At 62.7% G+C, this 21,495-nt stretch carries 18 protein-coding genes; 6 read left to right on the top strand and 12 right to left on the bottom strand.

Features of this window, described 5'->3' with window-relative positions; all coding sequences use genetic code 11:
* Window positions 1-24 precede the first annotated feature (24 nt).
* Window positions 25-807 (top strand): DNA-binding transcriptional regulator, encoded by a 783-nt coding sequence (locus NR164_RS08505; protein ID WP_017847917.1) that lies wholly within the window; start codon window positions 25-27, stop codon window positions 805-807.
* A gap of 19 nt (window positions 808-826) precedes the next feature.
* Here the strand turns inward: NR164_RS08505 and NR164_RS08500 are convergent, their stop codons facing one another.
* Window positions 827-3,226: a DUF3772 domain-containing protein gene (locus tag NR164_RS08500; protein WP_256822613.1), complete on the bottom strand. Its 2,400-nt coding sequence runs from the start codon at window positions 3,224-3,226 to the stop codon at window positions 827-829.
* Between the two features lie 199 nt (window positions 3,227-3,425).
* Here NR164_RS08500 and NR164_RS08495 point away from each other — a divergent pair, with 199 nt between their 5' ends.
* Window positions 3,426-4,112 (top strand): glycosyltransferase family 2 protein, encoded by a 687-nt coding sequence (locus NR164_RS08495; RefSeq protein WP_104903474.1) that lies wholly within the window; start codon window positions 3,426-3,428, stop codon window positions 4,110-4,112.
* A gap of 135 nt (window positions 4,113-4,247) precedes the next feature.
* Window positions 4,248-5,024 (top strand): ABC transporter substrate-binding protein, encoded by a 777-nt coding sequence (locus NR164_RS08490; protein WP_017847914.1) that lies wholly within the window; start codon window positions 4,248-4,250, stop codon window positions 5,022-5,024.
* Between the two features lie 92 nt (window positions 5,025-5,116).
* On the opposite strand, the gene NR164_RS08485 is transcribed toward NR164_RS08490, so the two are convergent.
* The 3 genes from NR164_RS08485 to NR164_RS08475 are packed head-to-tail and all read right to left on the bottom strand — an operon-like array spanning window position 5,117 to window position 7,845.
* Complete coding sequence (locus tag NR164_RS08485) at window positions 5,117-5,743, bottom strand: transcriptional regulator (RefSeq protein WP_017847913.1); 627 nt, start codon at window positions 5,741-5,743, stop codon at window positions 5,117-5,119.
* The gene (locus NR164_RS08480; protein WP_057005924.1) at window positions 5,743-6,876 is read right to left on the bottom strand and encodes an FAD-binding oxidoreductase; all 1,134 of its coding nucleotides are present in this window, start codon (window positions 6,874-6,876) and stop codon (window positions 5,743-5,745) included. Before NR164_RS08480 ends, NR164_RS08485 begins: the two co-directional genes overlap by 1 nt.
* A 21-nt stretch (window positions 6,877-6,897) precedes the next feature.
* Window positions 6,898-7,845 (bottom strand): ornithine cyclodeaminase family protein, encoded by a 948-nt coding sequence (locus NR164_RS08475; RefSeq protein ID WP_017847911.1) that lies wholly within the window; start codon window positions 7,843-7,845, stop codon window positions 6,898-6,900.
* 174 nt (window positions 7,846-8,019) lie between these two features.
* Between NR164_RS08475 and NR164_RS08470 the strand changes: the two genes are divergently transcribed.
* Window positions 8,020-9,531, top strand: a complete 1,512-nt coding sequence (locus NR164_RS08470) for a serine protease (RefSeq protein WP_256822612.1) — start codon at window positions 8,020-8,022, stop codon at window positions 9,529-9,531.
* Between the two features lie 5 nt (window positions 9,532-9,536).
* Here the strand turns inward: NR164_RS08470 and NR164_RS08465 are convergent, their stop codons facing one another.
* Complete coding sequence (locus NR164_RS08465) at window positions 9,537-10,475, bottom strand: LysR family transcriptional regulator (protein ID WP_017847909.1); 939 nt, start codon at window positions 10,473-10,475, stop codon at window positions 9,537-9,539.
* A 109-nt stretch (window positions 10,476-10,584) separates the two neighbouring features.
* Between NR164_RS08465 and NR164_RS08460 the strand changes: the two genes are divergently transcribed.
* A complete protein-coding gene (locus NR164_RS08460) occupies window positions 10,585-12,084 on the top strand; it encodes a CoA-acylating methylmalonate-semialdehyde dehydrogenase (RefSeq protein WP_046484042.1) in 1,500 nt (499 codons plus the stop codon).
* Window positions 12,085-12,213: 129 nt separating this feature from the next.
* Here NR164_RS08460 and NR164_RS08455 read toward each other — a convergent pair whose 3' ends face one another.
* The 6 genes from NR164_RS08455 to xylA all read right to left on the bottom strand — a co-directional run bounded on the left by NR164_RS08455 (window position 12,214) and on the right by xylA (window position 19,035).
* Entirely contained in the window at window positions 12,214-12,522 is a 309-nt protein-coding gene (locus NR164_RS08455) for a DUF6124 family protein (RefSeq protein WP_017847907.1), read from the bottom strand.
* A 448-nt stretch (window positions 12,523-12,970) separates the two neighbouring features.
* On the bottom strand, window positions 12,971-13,279 hold the full coding sequence (locus NR164_RS08450; protein WP_256822610.1) for a DUF6124 family protein: 309 nt from the start codon (window positions 13,277-13,279) through the stop codon (window positions 12,971-12,973).
* Between the two features lie 391 nt (window positions 13,280-13,670).
* Complete coding sequence (locus tag NR164_RS08445) at window positions 13,671-14,807, bottom strand: sugar ABC transporter permease (RefSeq protein ID WP_057005910.1); 1,137 nt, start codon at window positions 14,805-14,807, stop codon at window positions 13,671-13,673.
* Complete coding sequence (gene xylG, locus NR164_RS08440) at window positions 14,808-16,352, bottom strand: D-xylose ABC transporter ATP-binding protein (RefSeq protein ID WP_169865995.1); 1,545 nt, start codon at window positions 16,350-16,352, stop codon at window positions 14,808-14,810.
* Window positions 16,353-16,487: 135 nt separating this feature from the next.
* A complete protein-coding gene (gene xylF / locus NR164_RS08435; RefSeq protein WP_017847900.1) occupies window positions 16,488-17,486 on the bottom strand; it encodes a D-xylose ABC transporter substrate-binding protein in 999 nt (332 codons plus the stop codon).
* Between the two features lie 232 nt (window positions 17,487-17,718).
* Window positions 17,719-19,035: a xylose isomerase gene (gene xylA, locus NR164_RS08430; protein ID WP_017847899.1), complete on the bottom strand. Its 1,317-nt coding sequence runs from the start codon at window positions 19,033-19,035 to the stop codon at window positions 17,719-17,721.
* A gap of 139 nt (window positions 19,036-19,174) precedes the next feature.
* Between xylA and NR164_RS08425 the strand changes: the two genes are divergently transcribed.
* Window positions 19,175-20,350 (top strand): XylR family transcriptional regulator, encoded by a 1,176-nt coding sequence (locus NR164_RS08425; RefSeq protein WP_126587217.1) that lies wholly within the window; start codon window positions 19,175-19,177, stop codon window positions 20,348-20,350.
* Between the two features lie 50 nt (window positions 20,351-20,400).
* Here the strand turns inward: NR164_RS08425 and NR164_RS08420 are convergent, their stop codons facing one another.
* Window positions 20,401-21,444 carry an LLM class flavin-dependent oxidoreductase gene (locus NR164_RS08420; protein ID WP_256822607.1) on the bottom strand — a complete coding sequence of 348 codons (1,044 nt, stop codon included), beginning with the start codon at window positions 21,442-21,444 and terminating at the stop codon, window positions 20,401-20,403.
* Between the last annotated feature and the right edge of the window lie 51 nt (window positions 21,445-21,495).

The raw sequence follows: 21,495 nt of genomic DNA, 5'->3' as shown, positions 1-21,495 counted from the left end.
ATTTGAAACGATAATGGAGCGTCCATGAGCGAAACAGAATACAAAACCGTTCGTGGGCTGATGCGGGGTTTGGCCCTGATCAATGGCTTGAATCGTTTCGATGGCGGGGCCAGTACGGCGCAGTTGGCCGAGCAAAGCGGGCTGCACCGGACCACGGTTCGCCGGCTGCTGGAGACCTTGCAGGCCGAGGGTTATGTGCGCCGCAGCGAGTCGGATGACAGCTATCGCCTGACGCTGAAAGTCCGTGAACTGAGCGAGGGATTTCGCGACGAGCAATGGATTTCGTCGATTGCCGCACCGCTGCTCGGCGAGTTGCTGCAACAAGTGGTCTGGCCCACCGACCTGTGTACGCTGGACGGCGACGCCATGGTGATACGCGAGACCACGCATCGCTTCAGTCGCCTGTCGTTTCACCGCTCCATGGTCGGCCGGCGTTTACCCTTGCTCATGACCGCCATCGGGCGCGCGTACTTCGCGTTCTGCCCGCCGGCCGAGCGCGAAGAGCTGATCGAGTTGTTGATCAGCCGCGACGATGAACAGTCGGCGCTGGCGGCGGATCGCGGCTTTGTCGATCGGTTGGTCGAGCACACCCTCGGCAAGGGCTACGGCGAAAACAATTCCCACTGGGGCCTTGAGCGTAAAATCGCTGCGATTGCGATTCCGATCAGGCACGAGGAGCGGGTGATGGGCTGCCTGAATCTGGTCTACATCGCCAAGGCGATGTCAGTTGAGGAAGCCGCCCGCCGCTATCTGCCGGCCATGCAGGGCGTGGTGGAAAAAATCAGAACGCAATTGGCGGAGTGCTGATGCTTGGTTGTGTGGCGCTCTAATCGGCCGGCGAGGCTTTTTCCGCCGCCTCATTGATCAGCACCATACTCTGCGGCGATGACAGCGCCACGCCGAGTTCGCGCAGGCGCCCGAGGACGGTGAACAGCAGGTCGCTGCGGGCTGTTCCCACCGAGCGCGGGCTGTTGACGTAACCGCTGACGCCGATGACCAATCCGTTGGCGGTCAGGTCCTTGAACGTCACCGACGGCGCCGGCGTGTCCAGCACGTCTTCGTGTTCGGTGAATGCCGTCAACAGCAGTTCGCGGATCTGCAGCACATCGGTTTCCAGCGGCAGGGTCAGGGTGATGCCGACCACGCCCAGCGCATTGCCCATGGTCACGTTGCGCACGTTCTGGGTGATGAACTGCGAGTTGGGCACGATCACCGTTGAGCGATCGGACATCTGGATTTCCGTGGCGCGCACGTTGATGCGGCGGATATCGCCTTCGACGCCCGCGAGGCTGACCCAATCGCCGACTTTGACCGGGCGTTCGGTGAGCAGGATCAGGCCGGAGATGAAGTTCTGCACGATCGCCTGCAGGCCGAAACCGATGCCCACCGACAGCGCACTGACCACCCAGGTCAAGTTGGTCAGGCTGATATTCAGCGTGGACATCACCACCACCGCGACCAGCACGAAGCCGATGTAACCCACCAGGGTCACCAGCGAGGCGCGCATGCCGGCGTCCATGTTGGTTTCCGGCAGCAGCCGTTCGCCGAGCCAGTTCTTGAGCACGCGCACGCCGAACAGGCCGATCGCGAGCAGGACAAGGGCCAGCAGAATATCGCCGGGCGCGATGTTCAGGTTGCCCAGCGGCTTGCTGCCCAGGTCGAGTTGCGTCAGCCCCGCCAGCAGCTCGCCCGGGCTGGAGCCGGAGGGCAGGAACGCCAACAGCACCGCGGTGAACATCAGCAGGGTGCGGCCCACGCCCGCGAGTATCGTGCTGGCCTGTGCCTGGTGGCGTTCGGACAGGCCCAGGGCCGAGCCGAGCGCCAGGCCGCCAGGCTGTTTCGGCGAGAGCAGGGTCTCGCAGAGGTCGCCGAAGCAGGCGATCAGCAGATAAGCCGTCGCCGCGACCACGCTCATCCACAGCAGTTTGACGGTGAGGAAGTAAGCCAGGGTCAGGTAGCCGCTCAACAGCGCCAGCAGGGCGATCCCGATCCAGGTCCCGGCGACAAACGGAATCAGCCCGGCGATGCCGCTCATGCGTTCAAGCGCGTATCGGCGGCGGGTGCGGCGGTAACGCAGCAGGCCGAAGAAGAACACCAGCGCGATGGCCAGCGCGGTCAGGCCGTTCACCGCCGCGGTCAGTGCCAGGCTGCTGGCGATGACGCTGTTGATGCGTTCCTGGGTGCCGATCAGCATCAAGGCCAGGCCCATCAGCACGGGGAAGGGACCCAGGGCGACGGCGATCTGGTCGGGGATCTGGGGCAGGCGCCAGGACGGATGCGCGCGCATTAACAGGGCGCGACCGAGGCCGACAATGAAGGCGCAGAACACCACCAGGGTCTGCAATTGATCGAGCAGCGTGAGCATGTCGGCGCTGGGCACGGTGTCGCGTAGCACGCCCCAGCGCAGCAGCGTGGCGGCCAGGCTGATGGTCAGCACGGTGGCCAGCCCCACCGCCAGCGCCAGGGCACTGCGACGCAGGCGGCCTTCGGGGATCCAGCGCACCGTCAGCCGGACCAGCGTGTGCTCCAACACCCGTCGTCCCGTCACCCAGACCAGCAGCGCACCGAACAGCATGCTCACGAAAAACCAGCGGTTTCCCGGCGCCACGGCGGTGTCCGTCACGCTGCGGACATCGGCGTACAGGCCGCGTAAACGGCTGAGATCGTCGTCGGTCGGGCGGATGATGTTGGACCAGAACACCACACTGATCGGGCTCGCCGAGCGGGTGCTGATCTGTGAGTCGAAGAGGCTGCGGCGCAGGCTGAAGATCTGCGCGGCCATGTCGCTGGCGGATTGGCTCAGGCTGCTGGCCTGGCGCTGCTCGTTGAGCAGGGTGTTCTTCTGCCGGGTCAATGCGCTGCGTTGTTGGGTCAGGCTGGGAGGCTCATTGACCTGTACTGGGCCAAGCACGTTGAGCTGGTCATCCAGGTGTTCAAGATCGAGGATTTGTTTGGCGGCCAGGGTGTCGGCCTGTTTTTGCACCTGCAAGGCGGCCTGGCGCAAGGTCGAGAGCAGGTCGTCGTTGGCGCTGCCCGTGACTTTCTGGCGGATCAGGTCGAGTTGGTCGTTGAGGTCTTGCACACTGGCGTCCTCAGCCAGCAGCGGCACACTGCGCGGGTCGCTGATCGGCGAAGGCGCAGCCTGCGCGAGGCTGGGCAACGTAGCGCACAGCATCAGCAGGGCGAACAGCCCGGTGAAAAAACGGCTCGTGGTGACTCGATGCATGCGCCTTGCCCTTTGACGGTTACCCAAATACCTAAGCGTCACCACTCTATGAGGCGAAGGCAAGCCATTCGTGCGAATTTTTTGGGGAGGCACGGCGGCAACGATGCGCGTCGTCAGGCGGCGGCACAAGATTGTTTAAACCTTCTGCCTCAGCGCTATGTCGATAGCTGGACATACTTCGCCAGCTGAGGCAACGCCAATGATAGGAGTCGTGATACCCGCCCATAATGAAGAGCGGCAGATCAGCGAGTGCCTCGCTTCTGTGCGGCTCGCCAGTGAACATCCCGCGCTTGACGGCCGCCCGGTTGAGATACTCGTGGTTCTGGATGACTGTTCCGACCGCACCGACGCGTTGGCGGCGGCCCACGGTGCGGCGACACTCGACGTGCGTTTTCAGAATGTGGGCAAGGCCAGAGCCGTCGGCGCCGAGACGTTGCTCAAGCGCGGCGTGCAGTGGCTTGCCTTCACGGATGCAGACACGCGGGTTCCCCAGGATTGGCTGGTGCGCCAGCTCGGGTTTGGCGCTGACGCGGTGTGCGGCACCGTCGAGGTCGACAGCTGGAACGAGCACGGCGAACGGGTGCGCGCGCAATACCTGGAGCGCTACCGATTCATCGAAAACCACCGCCACATCCATGGTGCAAATCTTGGGTTGAGTGCCGAGGCCTATCGCACCGCCGGTGGGTTTCAGCACCTGGCCGCGGATGAAGACGTCCGCCTGGTGGCCGACCTTGAACGGACCGGCGCGCGGATCGCCTGGACGGCCACCATTCCGGTGATTACCAGCGCGCGTCGGGACTACAAGTGCCAGGGCGGGTTTGGCGAATACCTGGCTTCGCTGATCCCGCCGTCCGCTCACACCGAAGCCGATTCCCCCTGCACCTGAGCCCCGTGCGTGGATTGCCTGGAAGCGATTGACGGAAAATACGCCAAAGTCCATTATGGATTTATAAGTACAAAAAACCCGCCTGACTTTTTCTTCAATCTTGCCAAATCGACAATAACTTGCGAGACCACGACCATGAAGAAACGCTCCCTCATCACCGCCCTGGCCCTGAGCCTGTTCGCTTGCGGCCACGCCCTGGCCGCCGAGAAAACCCTGCGCATCGGCATCGAGGCGGCTTACCCGCCGTTCGCATCGAAGACCCAGGAAGGCACAATCGTCGGGTTCGACTATGACATCGGCAACGCCTTGTGCGCGCAGATGAAAGTCAAGTGTGTGTGGGTCGAAGGCGAGTTCGATGGGCTGATTCCTTCGCTGAAAGTGAAGAAAATCGACATGGCCTTGTCGTCCATGACCATCAACGAAGACCGCAAGAAGTCGGTGGATTTCACCCACAAGTATTACTTCACCTCATCGCGTCTGGTGATGAAGGACGGCGCGGTGGTGGACGACCAGTACGCCAGCCTCAAAGGCAAGACCGTCGGCGTGCAGCGGGCCACGACTACCGACCGGTATGCCACCGAGGTGTTCGAACCCAAGGGCATCAACGTCAAGCGCTACAGCAATAACGAAGAAATCTACATGGACCTGGCGGCGGGGCGCCTGGATGCGATCTTTGCCGACACCATCCCCCTGAGTGACTTCCTGTCGCTGCCGCGAGGCCAGGGTTATGCGTTTGTCGGGCCGGAACTCAAAGACCCGAAATACGTGGGCGAGGGCGCCGGCATTGCGGTGCGCAAGGGCAATAGCGCGTTGGTCAGTGAGTTGAATGCGGCCATCGACGGCATCCGCGCCAATGGCGAGTACCAGAAGATTTCCGCGCAGTACTTCAAGTCCGATATCTACGGCGACTGATGCTGAATACGCACTTGAAAACGCTGTAGGTCAGTGTGAGAGCTGTCGAGCCCTGGCAAGCCCGCTCTCACATTTGATCGCGGCTGCCGGCTTCAGCCCTTCAGTTCCTTCAAGTGCTTGTAGACCGTTGCCCGCCCCATGCCCAACACATTGGCCACGTAGTTCGAGGCGCTCTTGCCCTTGAACGCACCTTCGGCGTGCAGCGCCAGCACCAGCTCGCGCTTGTGGTCGCGGGTCAGCAGGTTCAGGCTCAACTGGCGTTCGCGCAGCCAGGCGTGCAAGAAAGTGTTGATCCGTTCCTGCCAGTCATCGCGAAACAGTGAGTCCGGTTGCGGGATCAGTTTGCTGGGTGACAGAAACAGGTCCAGCGCCGCCTTGGCGTTTTCGAACAGCGAGATATTCAGGTTGATGCACAGCACGGCCAGCGGGCGACCCTTGTGGTCGCGCAGCACGGTGCTCAGGCTGCGGATTTTCTGACCGTCCCAGTTGAGCTTTTCGTAGGGGCCGATATTCACTTCGCGGATGTCGTCGCTCAGCATGTCTTCCAGCGCCGAATCGTCACCGATGGCCCGTTTCGACAGGTTGTTGGCGATGTAGTCGACCTTTTGCGTGCGCAGGTCGTGCAGCACCACTTCGGCGTGGGGGAAGAACAACGTGGCGATCGCATCGGCGATCGCACGGAAGTTCTGCAGGACCTTGTCTTGTTCAGCGGTGTTCATCAATGCGGCTCCAGGCGTTCGGGGGAGAGCATACCAGCGTCCAGGCCGAACCGCGTCAGTGGCTCCGGTAGCGCCGCGCCGCGCACCAAGGCCGCGCTGGCCTGGCCCATCGCGGGCGAGGTCTGGATGCCGTACCCGCCCTGTGCCGCCACCCAGAACAGCCCGGCCACCCGCGGATCGAAGCCGGACAGCAAATCACCGTCGTGGACAAAACTGCGCAGGCCGGCCCAGGTGCGGGTCGGGCGGCGGATGGTCAGGGTGGTGGCTTCTTCGATCTGGTGGATCCCCATGGCGATGTCCAGTTCTTCGGGCTGGATGTCCTGGGGTTCCACCGGGTCGGCGTTGGCCGGCGAACCGAGGAACATGCCGGCATCGGGTTTCATGTAGAACGCTTCGTCGAGGGCCACCAGCATCGGCCAGGCGTGGCTGTCCACGCCTTCGGGGCCGGCGAAGATGAACGCCGAACGACGCTTGGGTTGCAGGCCGACGGACGCGGCGCCGGCCAGCCCGCCGATATGGTCGGCCCACGCGCCGGCAGCGTTGATGATGATCGGCGCGGTGCAGGTTTCATGCTGGGTTTGTACGTGCCACAGGCCGTCGGCAGTGCGGCTCAGGCCCAGCACGTGGCTGTCGGTCCGCACTTCGCCGTGGTTGCGGCGGATGCCGCGCAGGTAGCCTTGGTGCAGGGCGTCGGTGTCGATGTCGCTGGCGGTCGGATCGTAGATCGCCCCGTGGACTTTGTCGCGCCGCAGGATCGGCAAGCGTGCACAGGCTTCGTCGGCACTCAGTCGTTCGACCTGCGACACGGTGGCCTTGGCGCTGAGGTATTGCTTGTCCAGCTCGGCCGGGTCGCCGCTGAAGTCCACAGTCATCTCGCCCCGGGGCGTGAGCAGCGGGTGTTCGCAGAAACCGGCGGGCGGGTTGTCGAAAAACGCCCGGCTGGCCAGGGTCAGTGCGCGCACTTGCGGGGTGCCGTAGGCGGCGCTGTAGAGCGCGGCCGAACGCCCGGTCGAGTGATAGCCGGGGTGGGCCTCACGCTCCAGCACCAGTACCTTGCCGTGGGGCGACAGCCAGAAACCCGTGGACGCGCCGGCAATCCCGCCGCCGATGATGATGAAGTCTGCGTGGCTCATGAACATCTCCTGAAGGTGGGGTTAGCGCTGCAGCTGGTACAGCGCGTTAGCCAGCGCAATGTCTTCCAGCCCCAGCCCGATGGACCGGAAAAACACCGGGCGCTGGTAGTCCGGGCGCTGTGCCATGTCACTGAGTAGCTCGGGCAGGTCGCCCATCACCGCGCGTTTGTCCCACCCGTGCTGTTCGCTGGCGATCAGCATTTCGCCGGCTGCGTCCGGAGTGGTCTGGCGATAGTCGCAGAATACCTGCATCGCGTTAAGGCTGTGGGGCGGCACTTCATGGGCGCGGGGCGCATTGGTGCTGATCGAAGTGATCAGCGCCGGTTTGCTCAGGTGCGCCGGGTCGAGCACCGGGCCTGCCGACGAGGTACACAGCATGATCACGTCGGCATCCGCCACGGCCGCCGCGCAGCTGTCGGCGATGCTCAGGCGCGGGTCGAGGCCGGTGAGCTGCGCGAGGGTGGCGGGGCTGGCGCTGGCCAGGCTCGGTGAAAACAGGCTGATGTGCTGCCAGTCCCGCAGGTTTTGCACGTAGCGCAAGTGCGCCTGGGCGACCTTGCCGCTGCCGATGATCGCCAGGCGCCGGGCCGCCAATGGCGCCAGGGCGTCCACCGCGAGGGCCGTGGTGGCGGCGGTGCGTGCCGTGGTCAGTTCATGGGCATCGCACAGCAGCAACGGTTGGCCGCTGTGCATCGACATCAACAGCGTCCAGGCCGTCACCAATGGCCCTTGCTCCCCTACGATGTACGGCGAAGTCTTGACCCCGTACACGCCGTCCTCGGCCAGCACGCCCAGGTAGTTGATGAAGTCGCCGGCGCCCTTCGGAAACGCCACTAACTGTTGCGGCGGTTGCACCGCCAGCCCGGCGGCGAGGTCGCGGAACAGCTTGTGCAGGATCTGGGGTACGTCGATCTGAGCGAGTAACTCGCGCGCTTGGGCCTGCTGGATGACATGGGGCGTGCTGGACATGGGGAACTCCGCTGTAAACTAATTTGTCCATTATGGACTTTTAGTCGTTGCGGGCAATATCCCGGCGAAAAAAATACGTTCAAACCGGCAGCCCCCACATCTATGTAGGTCACCTGTTCGCCACGCCTCAAGTACGTTTCGGCACCACCCCTGTTGCCACCCGGACGTTCGACCATGCTGACCCGCTGCATCTTCCCCCTCGTGTTACTGCTGTTGCCTTGCCTTACCGGCCTCACCCACGCCAGAGACCTGGCCGAGGGACTGAACGATGGCAGCGCCTCCCTGGCGCTGCAGAACCACGACCAGCGTTACGCGCTGTGGTCCGGTATCGGGTTGTTGAAAAATGCGATCGGCCAAACCTGCAACGCGGTGCTGCTGGACACCCGCAACCGCCAGAGCAAGGCCGTCGGCCCGGCGTATGTCTTGACCAGTGGGCATTGCGTGTACTTCAGCTTCGGCACGGCCCATGTCAACCAAGCCATCGAGGCGAGCATCACGTTCAATTATTTCCACGACACGCCGGCGCAACAGCGCACGTTTCGCATTAAAACGGCGCACTGGACCAGCATGGTCGGCACTGATCTGGCGGTGCTCGAACTGGATACCTCACTCGCCGGGCTGATCACCGACGGCATCATGCCGCTCAAGCTCGCCACCCATCAAAGTACCGGGGAACGTGAGGTCGTGAATGTCGGTTCGCCGAGCGGGTTTCGCCAGAAGGGCTTGCGTATGAGTGCCTGCAAGGAAACCGCGACCAACAGCTTTGTCGAGCATCCCGGGGTGTTTCCCGGCGCCCTGAAAAACCGCTGCAATGACCTGCAGTACGGCAGTTCCGGCAGCCCGATGCTGGACCGGCATACCAATGAAGTCACCGGCATTGTCAGCAAAGTCGCGGCGGTCATTAAAAAAGACATCCTCAACAACTGCCAGAACGTCTCGGCGTGTGAAGCGGCCAAGTTCAACTACAGCTATCCCGCCAACGACCTGCACCGTTGTTTTGTCGAGGGCCAATTCTCGAACGATACGCCCGCTTGCCAGCTCAAAGCCGTCGATATCCACCTTGAGGAACCCTGGAAGCTCAATCCCTATGTGCATATGCAACTGGGCGAATTCGGGCAGAGTGTGCAGCCCACCTGGAACATCAGGTTCTCGATCCAGGACCCGTTCTATCGCTTCAAGGCTGTGCGCAACGTCAATGAATGCAGGCTGCCCAATGGCTATCAACGTGCCATTGCGTCAACCCAGGGCTACATCAATCAGGCCATCGGCCCGGCGCTGGGGGCGTATGTGCTGTGCATCATCGGCGTTCAAACCCCCGACGAGCCGTTGACGCCGGCCTTGCTGCACAATGCGTTCACCCACTCGGTGTTCTTGACCGACCCGGCGCCAGTCCCGCGCATCGGCCTGAACTACAGCGTCAACTGGGACGACCCGCAAACCGCCTTCAGCCACCATTATTTCTATGTGGACACCTCGGCGGAAGCTGCCTGCCGTGACAATGACGACGTCCGCTACATCCTCGCCACGGGCGGAACGAGTTACCCGCTCTCGCAACTGCCCGTCACCCTGTGCAGCTTTGCGCGTAACCCGGCGGGGCAACCTTCGGCGGTACGCACGGATGTGATCGAGCGATCCGCCTACCTGCCGCCCACCCAAACGCGCCAGCCGGCAGCGTCTCAGCGATGAGGCGGTCAACCTGTGACACGAAAGCCTCCGGAGAGTTTTTCCTTCAGATAACCCACCAATGCACTTACGGACTTGGGTACATGGGGCGAGTAGGGCCGTATCAAGTAAATCTCATCGGCAAACGCGCCCTTGAGCGTCCAGCCCTTGAGCACCTGCACCAGCGTGCCGCCGGCCAGCGCCGCATGGGCGCTGAAATCCGGGAGCAGGGCGATGCCCAGGTGATTGAGCGCCGAGTCGCGCAAGGCTTCGCTGTTGTTGGTCGAGAAGCTTCCGGCGATCGGCACGGTGACCCGTTCGAGGGTTTTGCCGCCGCGCTCGAAGGTCCAGGCGGGCTGCTCGGTGCCGCGCGGGTAGTAGAGACAGTTATGCGCGCTGAGCTCGCCGGGGCTGCGCGGTTCGCCGTGGCGTTGCAGGTAGTCGCGGGTGGCGACCAGCACCGAGGTGGTGTCGCACAGCTTCCATGCGACGTGGGTTTCCGGCACCTGAAAACCGTGGCGCACCGCCAGGTCGTAGCCTTCGGCGGCCAGTGAACTCAAGGCATCCGACACCTCCAGCTGGACCCGCACCTGCGGGTACAGTTGCAGGAAGGCCGACAGGTGCGGCACCAGTTGCTGCCGGGCGAACGCGACCGGCGCGGTCAAGCGCACCAGGCCGCGGATTTCCCCGGCGGCGTCGCGCACCGAAGAAAAACTGCGGGCGATCTGTTCGTAGGCGCTGCGCACGTCCCGCGTCAGTGACTGCCCGGCGTCGGTCAGGCGCACGCTGCGGGTGGTGCGGGTGACCAGGCGCGTGCCGGTGGCTTTTTCCAGGTCGCTGATGCGCTGGCTGACCGCCGATTTGCTCACCCCCAGGCGCGCAGCGGCGGCGGTGTAGGTGCCGTGTTCTTCCAGCACCGAGAGCCAGTGAATGTGGCTCCACAGCCCTTCGATCTCAGACTTTTCCATGGGGTTATTGTTCGCCTATAAGGACAATCAGTTCTGGATTCTGCTCTGGTTCGGAACAAATCGAAAGCCTATCGTGTGTCCCAACGCTACCCACCTGGGACCTACTGCCATGACCAGCACCATCGAGCACTACATCAACGACCAGCGCGTGAGCCGCGATGATCGCTATCAGGACGTCTACAATCCGGCCACCGGCGCCGTGACCGGGCGCGTCGCCCTGGCCAGCCGCCAGACCGTCGGCGAAGCCGTCGCCGCTGCCCAAGCCGCCTTCGCCAGTTGGGCCGATACCCCGCCGATCCGCCGCGCCCGCGTATTGTTCGAATACCTGCACCTGCTGCGCGCACGCAAGGACGACCTGGCGCGCATCATCGTCGCCGAACACGGCAAGGTGTTTACCGATGCCCAGGGCGAAGTCGACCGTGGCATCGACATCCTCGAATTCGCCTGCGGCATTCCCAACCTGCTCAAGGGCGAACACTCCGACCAGGTCTCGCGAGGCATGGACAACTGGACGATGCGCCAGCCCCTGGGCGTGGTCGCTGGCGTCACGCCGTTCAACTTCCCGGTGATGGTGCCGATGTGGATGTACCCGATCGCCATCGCGGCGGGCAACACCTTCATCCTCAAGCCCAGCCCGACCGACCCGAGCGCCGCGCTGTTCATGGCCGAGTTGTTGCGCGAAGCCGGTTTGCCCAGCGGCGTGTTCAACGTGGTGCAGGGCGACAAGGAAGCGGTGGACGCGCTGATCGAACACCCGGACGTCAAGGCCGTGAGCTTTGTCGGCTCCACGCCGATCGCCCAATACATCTACGAAACCGGCGCGCGCCACGGCAAGCGCGTGCAAGGCCTGGGCGGCGCGAAAAACCACATGGTGGTGATGCCCGACGCCGACATCGAACGCACCGTCGACGCGCTGATGGGCGCCGCCTACGGCAGTGCCGGCGAGCGCTGCATGGCGATCTCGGTGGCGGTGCTGGTGGGCGATGTGGGTGACAAAGTCATCGCCGCCCTGACCGAGCGGGCCAAGCAGCTGCGCATCACCGATGGCCGCGACCTCAAGGCCGAAATGGGCCCGATCGTCTCGCGCACCGCACTGGAGCGCATCAGCGGCTATATCGAACAAGGCGTCCAGGCCGGCGCGCAACTGCTGCTCGACGGCCGCGATTACGTGCCGACCGAACCCGGCCTGGAAAACGGCTTCTGGCTCGGCGCGACCTTGTTCGACCATGTGACTCAAGAGATGAGCATCTACCGCGAAGAAATCTTCGGCCCGGTGCTGGCCTGCGTGCGCGTGAATGATTTTGCCGAAGCGGTGAAACTGGTCAACGACCACGAATTCGGCAACGGCGTCAGCTGCTTCACCCGCGACGGCAACATCGCCCGCGAATTCGCACGGCGTATCGAAGTGGGCATGGTCGGCATCAACGTACCGATCCCGGTGCCGATGGCCTGGCACGGCTTTGGCGGCTGGAAGAAGAGCCTGTTCGGCGATATGCATGCCTACGGCACTGAGGGGGTGCGCTTCTACACCAAGCAGAAGTCGATCATGCAGCGTTGGTCGGAGAGCATTGAGCAAGGTGCGGAGTTTGCGATGCCCGTCTCCAAATGACAGCCTAAGGAACACAGAGAAACCCATGTGGCAGGGGGCTTGCCCCCGATGGCGCAGTGGCAGTCACTGCATGAGTGCCTGAACCACCGCTATCGGGAGCAAGCTCCCTCCCACATTTTTTGTGCGTGGTCAGGCAGTGGTCTTCGTGGGCCTGAGGCATTCGATGGAGCGGTCAACCGTGGTTTTGGCGATTTCCAGCAAATGCCACACCGCGAGGATCTTCGCCCGCTCCGGTTTCTCCAGCAGCTCCCCGCAATCCAGCGCCGTCGCCGAAGCGCTGTCCAGCAGACTGGCGGTGTAGAGCAGGGCGTCTTCGAAGCTCAGGTCCTCGTTGACGGCGTGGAAACCTTGGGTGGGCAGGTAATGGTCGATGGCGCGGTTGAAGGCAGCGCGGTCTTTGGCGGGGTCGTGGGGTGGGTCGGGTAGGGCTTTGGTCATGGTGAAACTCCTGTCTGATCAAGGAGACGGCACTCTTCGCGACTAAACGAAGGTGGCGGCTGTACGCAGGTTAGTCGACCGGTCAGAACAGGAACCCGGCGCGCCCGAAGGCGCCCTGCGCACAGCCACCATTGAGCTTCATGGGACCATGCGCCTGTTCTGAATCCGGGCGACTAAACCCGATCACTGATTTGGCAGTGACGGACCGCAGACTAGCCATCGATTCCAACAGGCACAAGGCGGCGCAGATTGTCTAGGAAACGTCCTGCAATTTAAAGCGACCCGGCTTGCTGGCCCTTTAAAAACCATGACCAGATGCCACTAACTCCAATGAAATGCGGTCCATGTGGGAGGGGGCTTGCCCCCGATGACGGAGTGGCAATCACTGCATGAGTGCCTGAACCACCGCTATCGGGAGCAAGCTCCCTCCCACTTTTTTTGTGCGTGGTCAGGCAGTGGTCTTCGTGGGCTTGAGGCATTCGATGGAGCGGTCAACCGTGGTTTTGGCGATTTCCAGCAAATGCCACACCGCGAGGATCTTCGCCCGCTCCGGTTTCTCCAGCAGCTCCCCGCAATCCAGCGCCGTCGCTGAAGCGCTGTCCAGCAAACTGGCGGTGTAGAGCAGGGCGTCTTCGAAGCTCAGGTCTTCGTTGACGGCGTGGAAACCTTGGGTGGGCAGGTAATGGTCGATGGCGCGGTTGAAGGCAGCGCGGTCTTTGGTGGGATTGATGGGTGGGTCGGGTAGGACTTTATTCATGGTGTAATTCCGTGATGGATTGAGATTCGCCACCCCGCCGCGACTAAACGTAGGGTGGCGGCTGTACGCAGGTTAGTCGACCGGTCATCACGAAAATCCGGCGCACCCGAAGGCGCCCTGCGCACAGCCACCATAAAAACTGATGGAAGACCGTGCACGTGATGAGAGGTCGGGCGACTAAACCCGATCACTGATTTGGCAGTGACGGACCGCAGACTAGCCATCGATTCCAACAGGCACAAGGCGGCGCAGATTGTCTAGGAAACGTCCTGCAATTTAAAGCGACCCGACTTGCTGGCCCTTTAAAAACCATGACCAAATGCCACTAACTCCAATGAAATGCGGTCCATGTGGGAGGGAGCAAGCTCCCTCCCACATGGAAGAATGGGGTTTATCGCCGACCCGCCCGCGTACTCACATCCACCCACACCGCCAGCACCAAAATGCTGCCCTTCACAATCATCTGCCAGTAACTGTCCACATCCAGCATCGACATGCCGTTATCCAGGCTGGTAATCACCAGCGCCCCGAGCAGCGCGCCATACACCGTGCCCGAGCCGCCGCGCATGGAGGTGCCGCCGATAAAGCAGGCGGCGATGGCGTCGAGTTCGCCCATGTTGCCCGCCGACGGTGAACCGGCGGCGAGGCGTGCGGTGTTGACCAGGCCGGCGAGGGCGCACATCACGCCCATGATGCCGAAGATCCACAGTTTGACGGCCTGCACGTTGATGCCCGACAGGCGCGTGGCTTCCATGTTGCTGCCCACCGCATACACGCGGCGGCCGAATACGGTCTGGCTGGTGACGTAGCTGAACACGCCGAGCAACACCAGCAACAGCAGCACCGGCACCGGGATGCCGTCGTAGCTGTTGAGGATGGTGACGAACCCGGCCAGCACCGCGCCGATCACCGCCACGCGCAGCACGTCGCGAGTCAATGAGTGTGAGGCCAAGCCATGCAGTGCACGGTTGCGCCGTTGTTTCCAGGTCAAAAACAGGGTCAGGGCAAACAGCAAAATCCCGAGGCCGATGCCCACCGCATGCGGCAGATAGCCCTGGCCCACGTACACCAGCGACGGCGACACCGGCGCGATGGTGGTGCCGCCGGTGATGCCCAGCAGAATCCCGCGAAACGCCAGCATGCCGCCCAAACCGACGATAAACGACGGGATGCGCAGGTACGCGGTCATGTAGCCGTTGGCCAAACCGATCATCAACCCGCACAGCGCCACCAGGCTCAGGTTGGCCAGCAGCGGCAGGTGATAGACCACGTCCAGAATCGCCGCGAGCCCGCCCAACAAGCCGAGCATCGAGCCCACCGACAAATCGATCTCGCCGCTGATGATCACCAGCACCATGCCGCAGGCCAGAATCCCGGTGATCGACATCTGCCGCAGCAGGTTGGACAGGTTGCGCGGGGTGAGGAAGCCGCCCTCGGTCTGCCAGCTGAAAAACAGCCAGATGAACGCCACGGCGATCACCAACGCGAGCATTTTGTAGCGGGTAAACAGCTGTTTGAGCTGATTCATCTAAGCGGTCTTCCGATCATTATTATTTTGGCTGAGCGCAGCGGCGAGGACCTGTTCCTGGGTGAGGCCTTCGTTGATGAAATCCCCACGCAACTGGCCGTCGCCGATCACCAGCACGCGGTTGGACACGCCGAGCACTTCGGCCAGTTCCGAGGAGACCATGATGATCGCCACGCCTTCGGCCGCCAGCGCGCCCATCAGTTTGTAGATCTCATACTTGGCGCCCACATCCACCCCGCGCGTGGGCTCGTCGAGGATCAGCACCTTGGGCTTGGCCATGAGCATTTTCGCCAGCACGGCCTTTTGCTGATTGCCGCCGGACAGGCTGGTGATCGGCAAAAACGGGCTGGCGGTCTTGAGATGCATGCGCGCGATCTGCCGGTCGATGCTGCCCAGTTCGGCCTCGGCGTCGATGCGCGTCAGGTGCGCGTAGGTGTCGAGTACCGCCAGGGTGATGTTCTGGCCCACGCCCAGGTCGGGAATGATGCCCTGGCGCTTGCGGTCCTCGGGCACCATGCACAGCCCGGCGCGGATCGATTTGAGCGGCGTGCGCGTGTCGATCAGTTGGCCATCGAGCCAGACTTCGGCGCTGTAGCGGCCGGGGTAGGCGCCGAACAAGGCCGAGACCAGCTCCGTGCGCCCGGCGCCGACCAGCCCGGCAATGCCGAGGATTTCCCCGCGCCTGAGTACGAAGGAGATGTCGTCCACGCGTTTGCGCTTGGGGTTGTCGACGTCGTAGCAGGTGACATGGCGTGCTTCGAACATCACCTCACCGATCTCATGCGGCTCGGTGGGGTAGAGGTTGCTCATTTCGCGTCCGACCATCTGCGTGATGATCCGGGGGATATCCATGTCGGCCATGGCGCTGGTCGCGATGTGCTGGCCGTCGCGGATCACCGTGATGGTGTCGCACACCGCCGCCACTTCATCGAGCTTGTGGGAGATGTACACGCAGGCCACGCCCTTGGCCTTGAGGCCCTTGATGATCTCCAGCAGCACCTCGATTTCCGAGCGGGTCAGGGCCGAGGAGGGCTCGTCGAGAATCAGCAGGCGCGCCTGTTTATTCAGGGCCTTGGCGATCTCCACCAGTTGCTGGTAGCCACCGCCATACTGCGACACCGGCAGCGCGACGTTCATGTCCGGCACCTTCAGCTCGCGCATCAACGCTTCGGCGCGGTGCAGCATCGCCGGGTAGTTCATGCGCCCGCCGGGCAGAGTCAGCTCGTGGCCCATGAAGATGTTCTCGGCCACCGACAGGTCCGGCACCAGGGTCAGTTCCTGGTGAATGATGACGATGCCGGCGGCCTCGGTTTCGCTGATCGACTGGGCCTTGAGCGGCTGGCCGTCCCAGAGGATTTCGCCGTCCCAGGTGCCATGGGGATAAACCGCCGACAGCACCTTCATCAAGGTGGATTTACCGGCACCGTTCTCGCCGCACAGGCCGACACATTCCCCCGGCCGCACCTTGATATCGATGCCGTTGAGCGCGTTGACACCGCCAAAGCGTTTGACGATGCCGTTCATTTGCAGCAGGTAGTGCGACATGGCGATGGCTCACACAAAAGGCCGAAGAAACGCGGTTTCCCGTAGGAGCGAGCTTGCTCGCGAAGAACCCCCAGGCAACGCGCACATCCAGGATGCCCGCGTTATCGTTGACGTTTTTCGCGGGCAAGCCCGCTCCTACAGGCCGATCTGCTCTTTGGTGTAGAAGCCGTCCTTCTCCAACAGGTCGATATTGGCCTTGGTCAGCGGGGTCGGGGTGAGCAGGATGGTGTCGACTTTCTTGCTGCCGTTGTCGTATTGCGAGCTGTAGGTGGGCTTCTCGTTGCGCGCCAGTTGCACCGAGAGCTTGGCGGCTTCGGTGGCGATCAGTTTGAGCGGCTTGTACACGGTCATGGTCTGGGTGCCGTCGATCACGCGCTTGACGGCGGCGAGGTCGGCGTCTTGCCCGGAGATCGGCACCTTGCCCGCCAGCTTCTGCGCGGCCAGGGCCTGGATCGCACCGCCGGCGGTGGCGTCGTTGGAGGCGACGATGGCGTCGATCTTATTGTTGTTCCGGGTCAGGGCGTTTTCGACGATGCTCAGGGCTTCGGTCGGGTTCCATTCCTTGACCCACTGCTGGCCGACAATCTTGATGTCGCCCTTGTCGATGGCCGGTTGCAGCACCTTCATCTGGCCTTCGCGCAGGACCTTGGCATTGTTGTCGGTGGGCGCACCGCCGAGCAGGAAATAGTTGCCCTTGGGCGCCGCCTGCAGCACGCCATTGGCCTGCATCTCGCCGACCTTTTCGTTATCGAAGGAGATGTAGGCGTCGATATCCGCGTTGAGGATCAGGCGGTCATACGACACCACCTTGATCCCGGCCTTCTTGGCTTCGGCGATGGCGTTGGTCAGCACGGTGGCGTTGAACGGCACGATCACGATCACGTCGACGCCGCGGGAGATCAGGTTTTCGATCTGGGAAATCTGCTTTTGCTCGTTGGCATCGGCCGACTGCACAAACACCTTGGCATCGAGTTTTTCCGCCGCCGCGACGAAGTAGTCACGGTCGCGGGACCAGCGTTCCAGGCGCAGGTCGTCGATGGAAAAACCGATTTTCGGATGGGCCGGATCGGCCATGACCGGCAGGGCGAGCAGGGCCAGGGCAGAGGCGAGCAGGGTGCGTTTAAATGACTTCATGGTGGTGCGTCCTTTTATTGTTGTTGGAAAGACACAGCGTGATGCGGGTAGAACTGTAGAGCGTCCCTCGACGCTCTGTGCGTAGATTTGTCGCGCAAATGTCACCGCCGCCCCCTGTGTAGGAGCGAGCTTGCTCGCGAAAATCGCGAACTCGACACGTTTATCCAGGCATCACGCGTCATCGTTGACGTTTTTCGCGAGCAAGCTCGCTCCTACGCAGAGGGCTGCGTGATCAGGTGTAGATAAATCGATTCACGATGCCCTCCAGCATCTCCTGCCGACCACTCACGGCCTGCGGGTTGAGTTCGTGGGCAAACGCATGTTCGGCCAGGGATTCCAGGCTGAATTCGCCCGCCAGTACCGCCTGGCCCAACGGTTGCTGCCAGCCGGCATAGCGCTGGTCCTTGAACTGCTGCAACCGATCGTTCTGCACCATCGCCGCCGCGCGTTCCAGCGCCAGGGCGAGCACATCCATGGCGGCGACGTGGCCGTGGAACAGGTCGATCTCGTCCAGGCTCTGGCGGCGCACCTTGGAATCGAAGTTGTAGCCGCCATTCTTGAAGCCGCCGGCCTTGAGGATTTCATACGTCGCGAGGGTCATCTCCTCGACGCTGTTGGGGAACTGGTCGGTGTCCCAGCCGTTCTGCGGGTCGCCGCGGTTGGCGTCGATGCTGCCGAAGATCCCGAGGGACACGGCGGTGGCGATCTCATGATGAAAGCTGTGCCCGGCCAGGGTCGCGTGGTTGGCCTCGATATTCACCTTGATCTCGTGTTCCAGGCCGTATTCATGCAGGAAGCCGAACACCGTGGCGCTGTCGTAATCGTATTGGTGCTTGGTCGGCTCCTGGGGCTTGGGTTCGATCAGCAGGTCGCCCTTGAAGCCGATCTTGTGCTTGTGCTCCACCACCATGTGCATAAAGCGCCCGAGCTGTTCGCGCTCGCGCTTGAGGTCGGTATTGAGCAGGGTTTCGTAACCTTCGCGGCCGCCCCACAGCACATAATTGGCGCCCTTGAGCCGCAGCGTGGCGTTCATCGCGCTGCACACCTGGGCGGCGGCGTAGGCGAACACCTCCGGGTCCGGGTTACTCGCGGCGCCGGCGGCAAAGCGCGGGTTGCTGAAGCAATTGGCGGTGCCCCACAGCAGTTTGACGCCGGTCTGTTCCTGGTGGCGTTCGAGGTGATCGACCATCTGCGCGAAGTGGTTGCGGTACTCCTTGAGCGAGCTGCCTTCCGGCGCCACGTCGGTGTCGTGAAAGCTGTAGTAGTCGATGCCCAGCTTGGAGAAAAACTCAAAGGCCGCCTCGGCCTTGCCGATCGCCACTTCCATCGGCTCGCCGCTGCGCTGCCACGGGCGCTTGAAGGTGCCCATGCCAAACATATCCGCGCCGGGCCAGACGAAGGTGTGCCAATAACAGGCGGCCATGCGCAGGTGTTCGCGCATCGGTTTGCCGAGGATCAGTTTGTTGGCGTCGTAGTGGCGAAAGGCGAGGGGGGCGTCGCTGGCGGGGCCTTCGAAGCGAACCTTCTCGACACCGGGGAAGTACGTCATGGCGTGTTCCTTATTGTTCTTGGCGGTGTCTGGATACTAGCAACGGCACTGGGCCCGGCGATTATGAAAATCGTCAAGGTGTAGTGCGATTTTGAGTGGCGGGGTCTAACCTGTGGCGACCGGCCTCAGGACAAAAACAATGAAAACCCTACCGCCCGTCCACCGCATCGCCTTGCTGTTCAACGGCAGCAAAATCTATGACCGCGGCATCATCACCGGCATCGGCAATTACCTGAGCAGCACCCGCGCGTCCTGGGATTTGTTCCTGGAGGAAGATTTTTTGTGCCGCCTCAAAGGCATCGAGCGCTGGCAGGGCGACGGCATCATTGCCGACTTCGACGACCCGCTGATCGGCGAGGCACTGGCCGATATCAAGCTGCCGGTGGTGGCGGTGGGCGGTTCCTATGAGGATGCGCGTGCCTACCCCAGGGGCATCCCCTACGTGGCCACCGACAACCATGCGCTGATGAAGCTGGCGTATGAGCATTTGATCGAGGCCGGACTGACCCGGTTTGCCTGTTTCAGCCTGCCGCCAGCCCAGGCCAATCGCTGGGCCCAGGAGCGCGAAAAGGCCTTCAAGCACCTGCTGCAACGCGATGGTTTGCCGGTGGAGGTGTACCGCGGCCTGGGCACCAGCGCGCCGTTGTGGGACAGCGCGGTGGAGCAGCAGATCGCCTGGCTGCAAAGCCTGCCCAAGCCCATCGGCATCATCGCCGTCACCGACGCCCGCGCCCGGCAATTGCTGCAGGCCTGCCTCACTGCCGGTATCGCCGTGCCGGAGGAGGTGGCGCTGATCGGCATCGACAACGACCCGCTGACCCGCACCCTCACGCGGGTGCCGCTGAGTTCGGTGATTCAGGGCACGGAAACCATGGGCCGCACGGCCGCTGCGCTGCTGCATCAGATGCTGCACGGCAAACCCTGCACCGGCACGCAGATCCTGGTGCCACCGGATGCAATCAATGTGCAGGCTTCCAGCTTGCATCAGCCGTTGGGCAATCCGTATGTGATGCAGGCGCTGCTGTTCATCCGCCAGTACGCCTGCCAGGGCATCAAGACGGCCCAGGTCGCGGCGTATGTCGGCGTGTCGCGCTCATCCCTGGAATCGCACTTTCGCAAGACACGCGGGTGCAGCGTGCATGACGAGATCCTGCGCTTCAAACTCGCCGCCGCCGCCAAGGGCCTGGAAAACCACGCCCTGGCGATTGCCGATGTGGCGCAGCAGTGCGGCTTCAAGTCGGCGCAGTACCTGCATACGGTGTTTCGCCGTGAGTTTGGCTGTACGCCGCGGGAGTACCAGCAAGGCGCGGCCTAGAAAAAAGCCGCCTGCTCCGTGAAGAGGCAAGCGGCTTGGTCATTCACCGATCAACGAAACGCTGGCACGACCTGCTCGATAAACAGCGCCAGGGACTTTTTCTTCTCGGCATGGGGCAGGCTGTTGTCGCACCAGAAGCTGAACTCATCCACGCCCAGTTCCTGGTAGTACTTGATGCGCGGGATGATTTCTGCGGCGGTGCCGATCATCGCGGTCTTGTGCAGGCTGTCCAGCTCGAACTCCGGGCGGCCGGCGAATTTTTCTTCCGGGCTTGGCGCCAGGAAGCCATTGATCGGCACTTCCTTGTTGCCGAACCAGGCATCGAAGGTGCGATAGAACTTGGAGATCGCCTTGGCCCCGACTTTCCAGCCTTCCGGGTCGTCGGCGGCGTGTACGTGGGTGTGGCGCAGCACCATCAATTGCGGGCGCGGCACGCCGGGGTTGTTGTCGAGGGCGGTCTGGAATTTGTTTTTCAGGTCCAGGACTTCTTCGTCGCCCTTCATCAGCGGCGTGACCATCACGTTGCAGCCGTTGGCCACTGCGAAGTTGTGGGAGTCCGGGTCGCGGGCGGCGATCCACATCGGCGGGTTGGGCTTCTGTACGGGCTTGGGCACGCTGGTGGAGGTGGGGAATTTCCAGATGTCGCCGTCGTGGGCGTAGTCGCCTTGCCACAACGCGCGCACCACCGGGACCATTTCGCGCAGCGCCTGGCCGCCGCTGGAAGCGGGCATGCCGCCGGCCATGCGGTCGAACTCAACCTGGTAGGCGCCACGGGCCAGGCCGACTTCCATGCGGCCGTTGCTGATCACGTCGAGCAAGGCGCATTCACCCGCCACCCGCAGCGGGTGCCAGAACGGCGCGATGATGGTGCCGGCGCCCAGGTGAATGGTGGTGGTCTTGGCCGCGAGGTAAGCCAGCAACGGCATCGGGCTTGGCGAGATGGTGTATTCCATGGCGTGGTGTTCGCCAATCCATACGGTGCTGAAGCCACCGGCTTCGGCCATCAGGGTCAATTCGGTCAAGTCTTCGAACAACTGGCGGTGGCTGATGCTCTCGTCCCAACGTTCCATGTGTACGAACAGGGAAAACTTCATGACGCGTACCTCGGATCTATTGTGATCGGCCTGTCGACCGCGGGCCCTTAA

Source organism: Pseudomonas sp. Pse79, from assembly GCF_024519615.1.
GTDB lineage: Bacteria > Pseudomonadota > Gammaproteobacteria > Pseudomonadales > Pseudomonadaceae > Aquipseudomonas > Aquipseudomonas veronii.
Note: the sequence above shows the minus strand (reverse complement) of the source record. Positions and strands in the feature narration are given on the sequence as shown.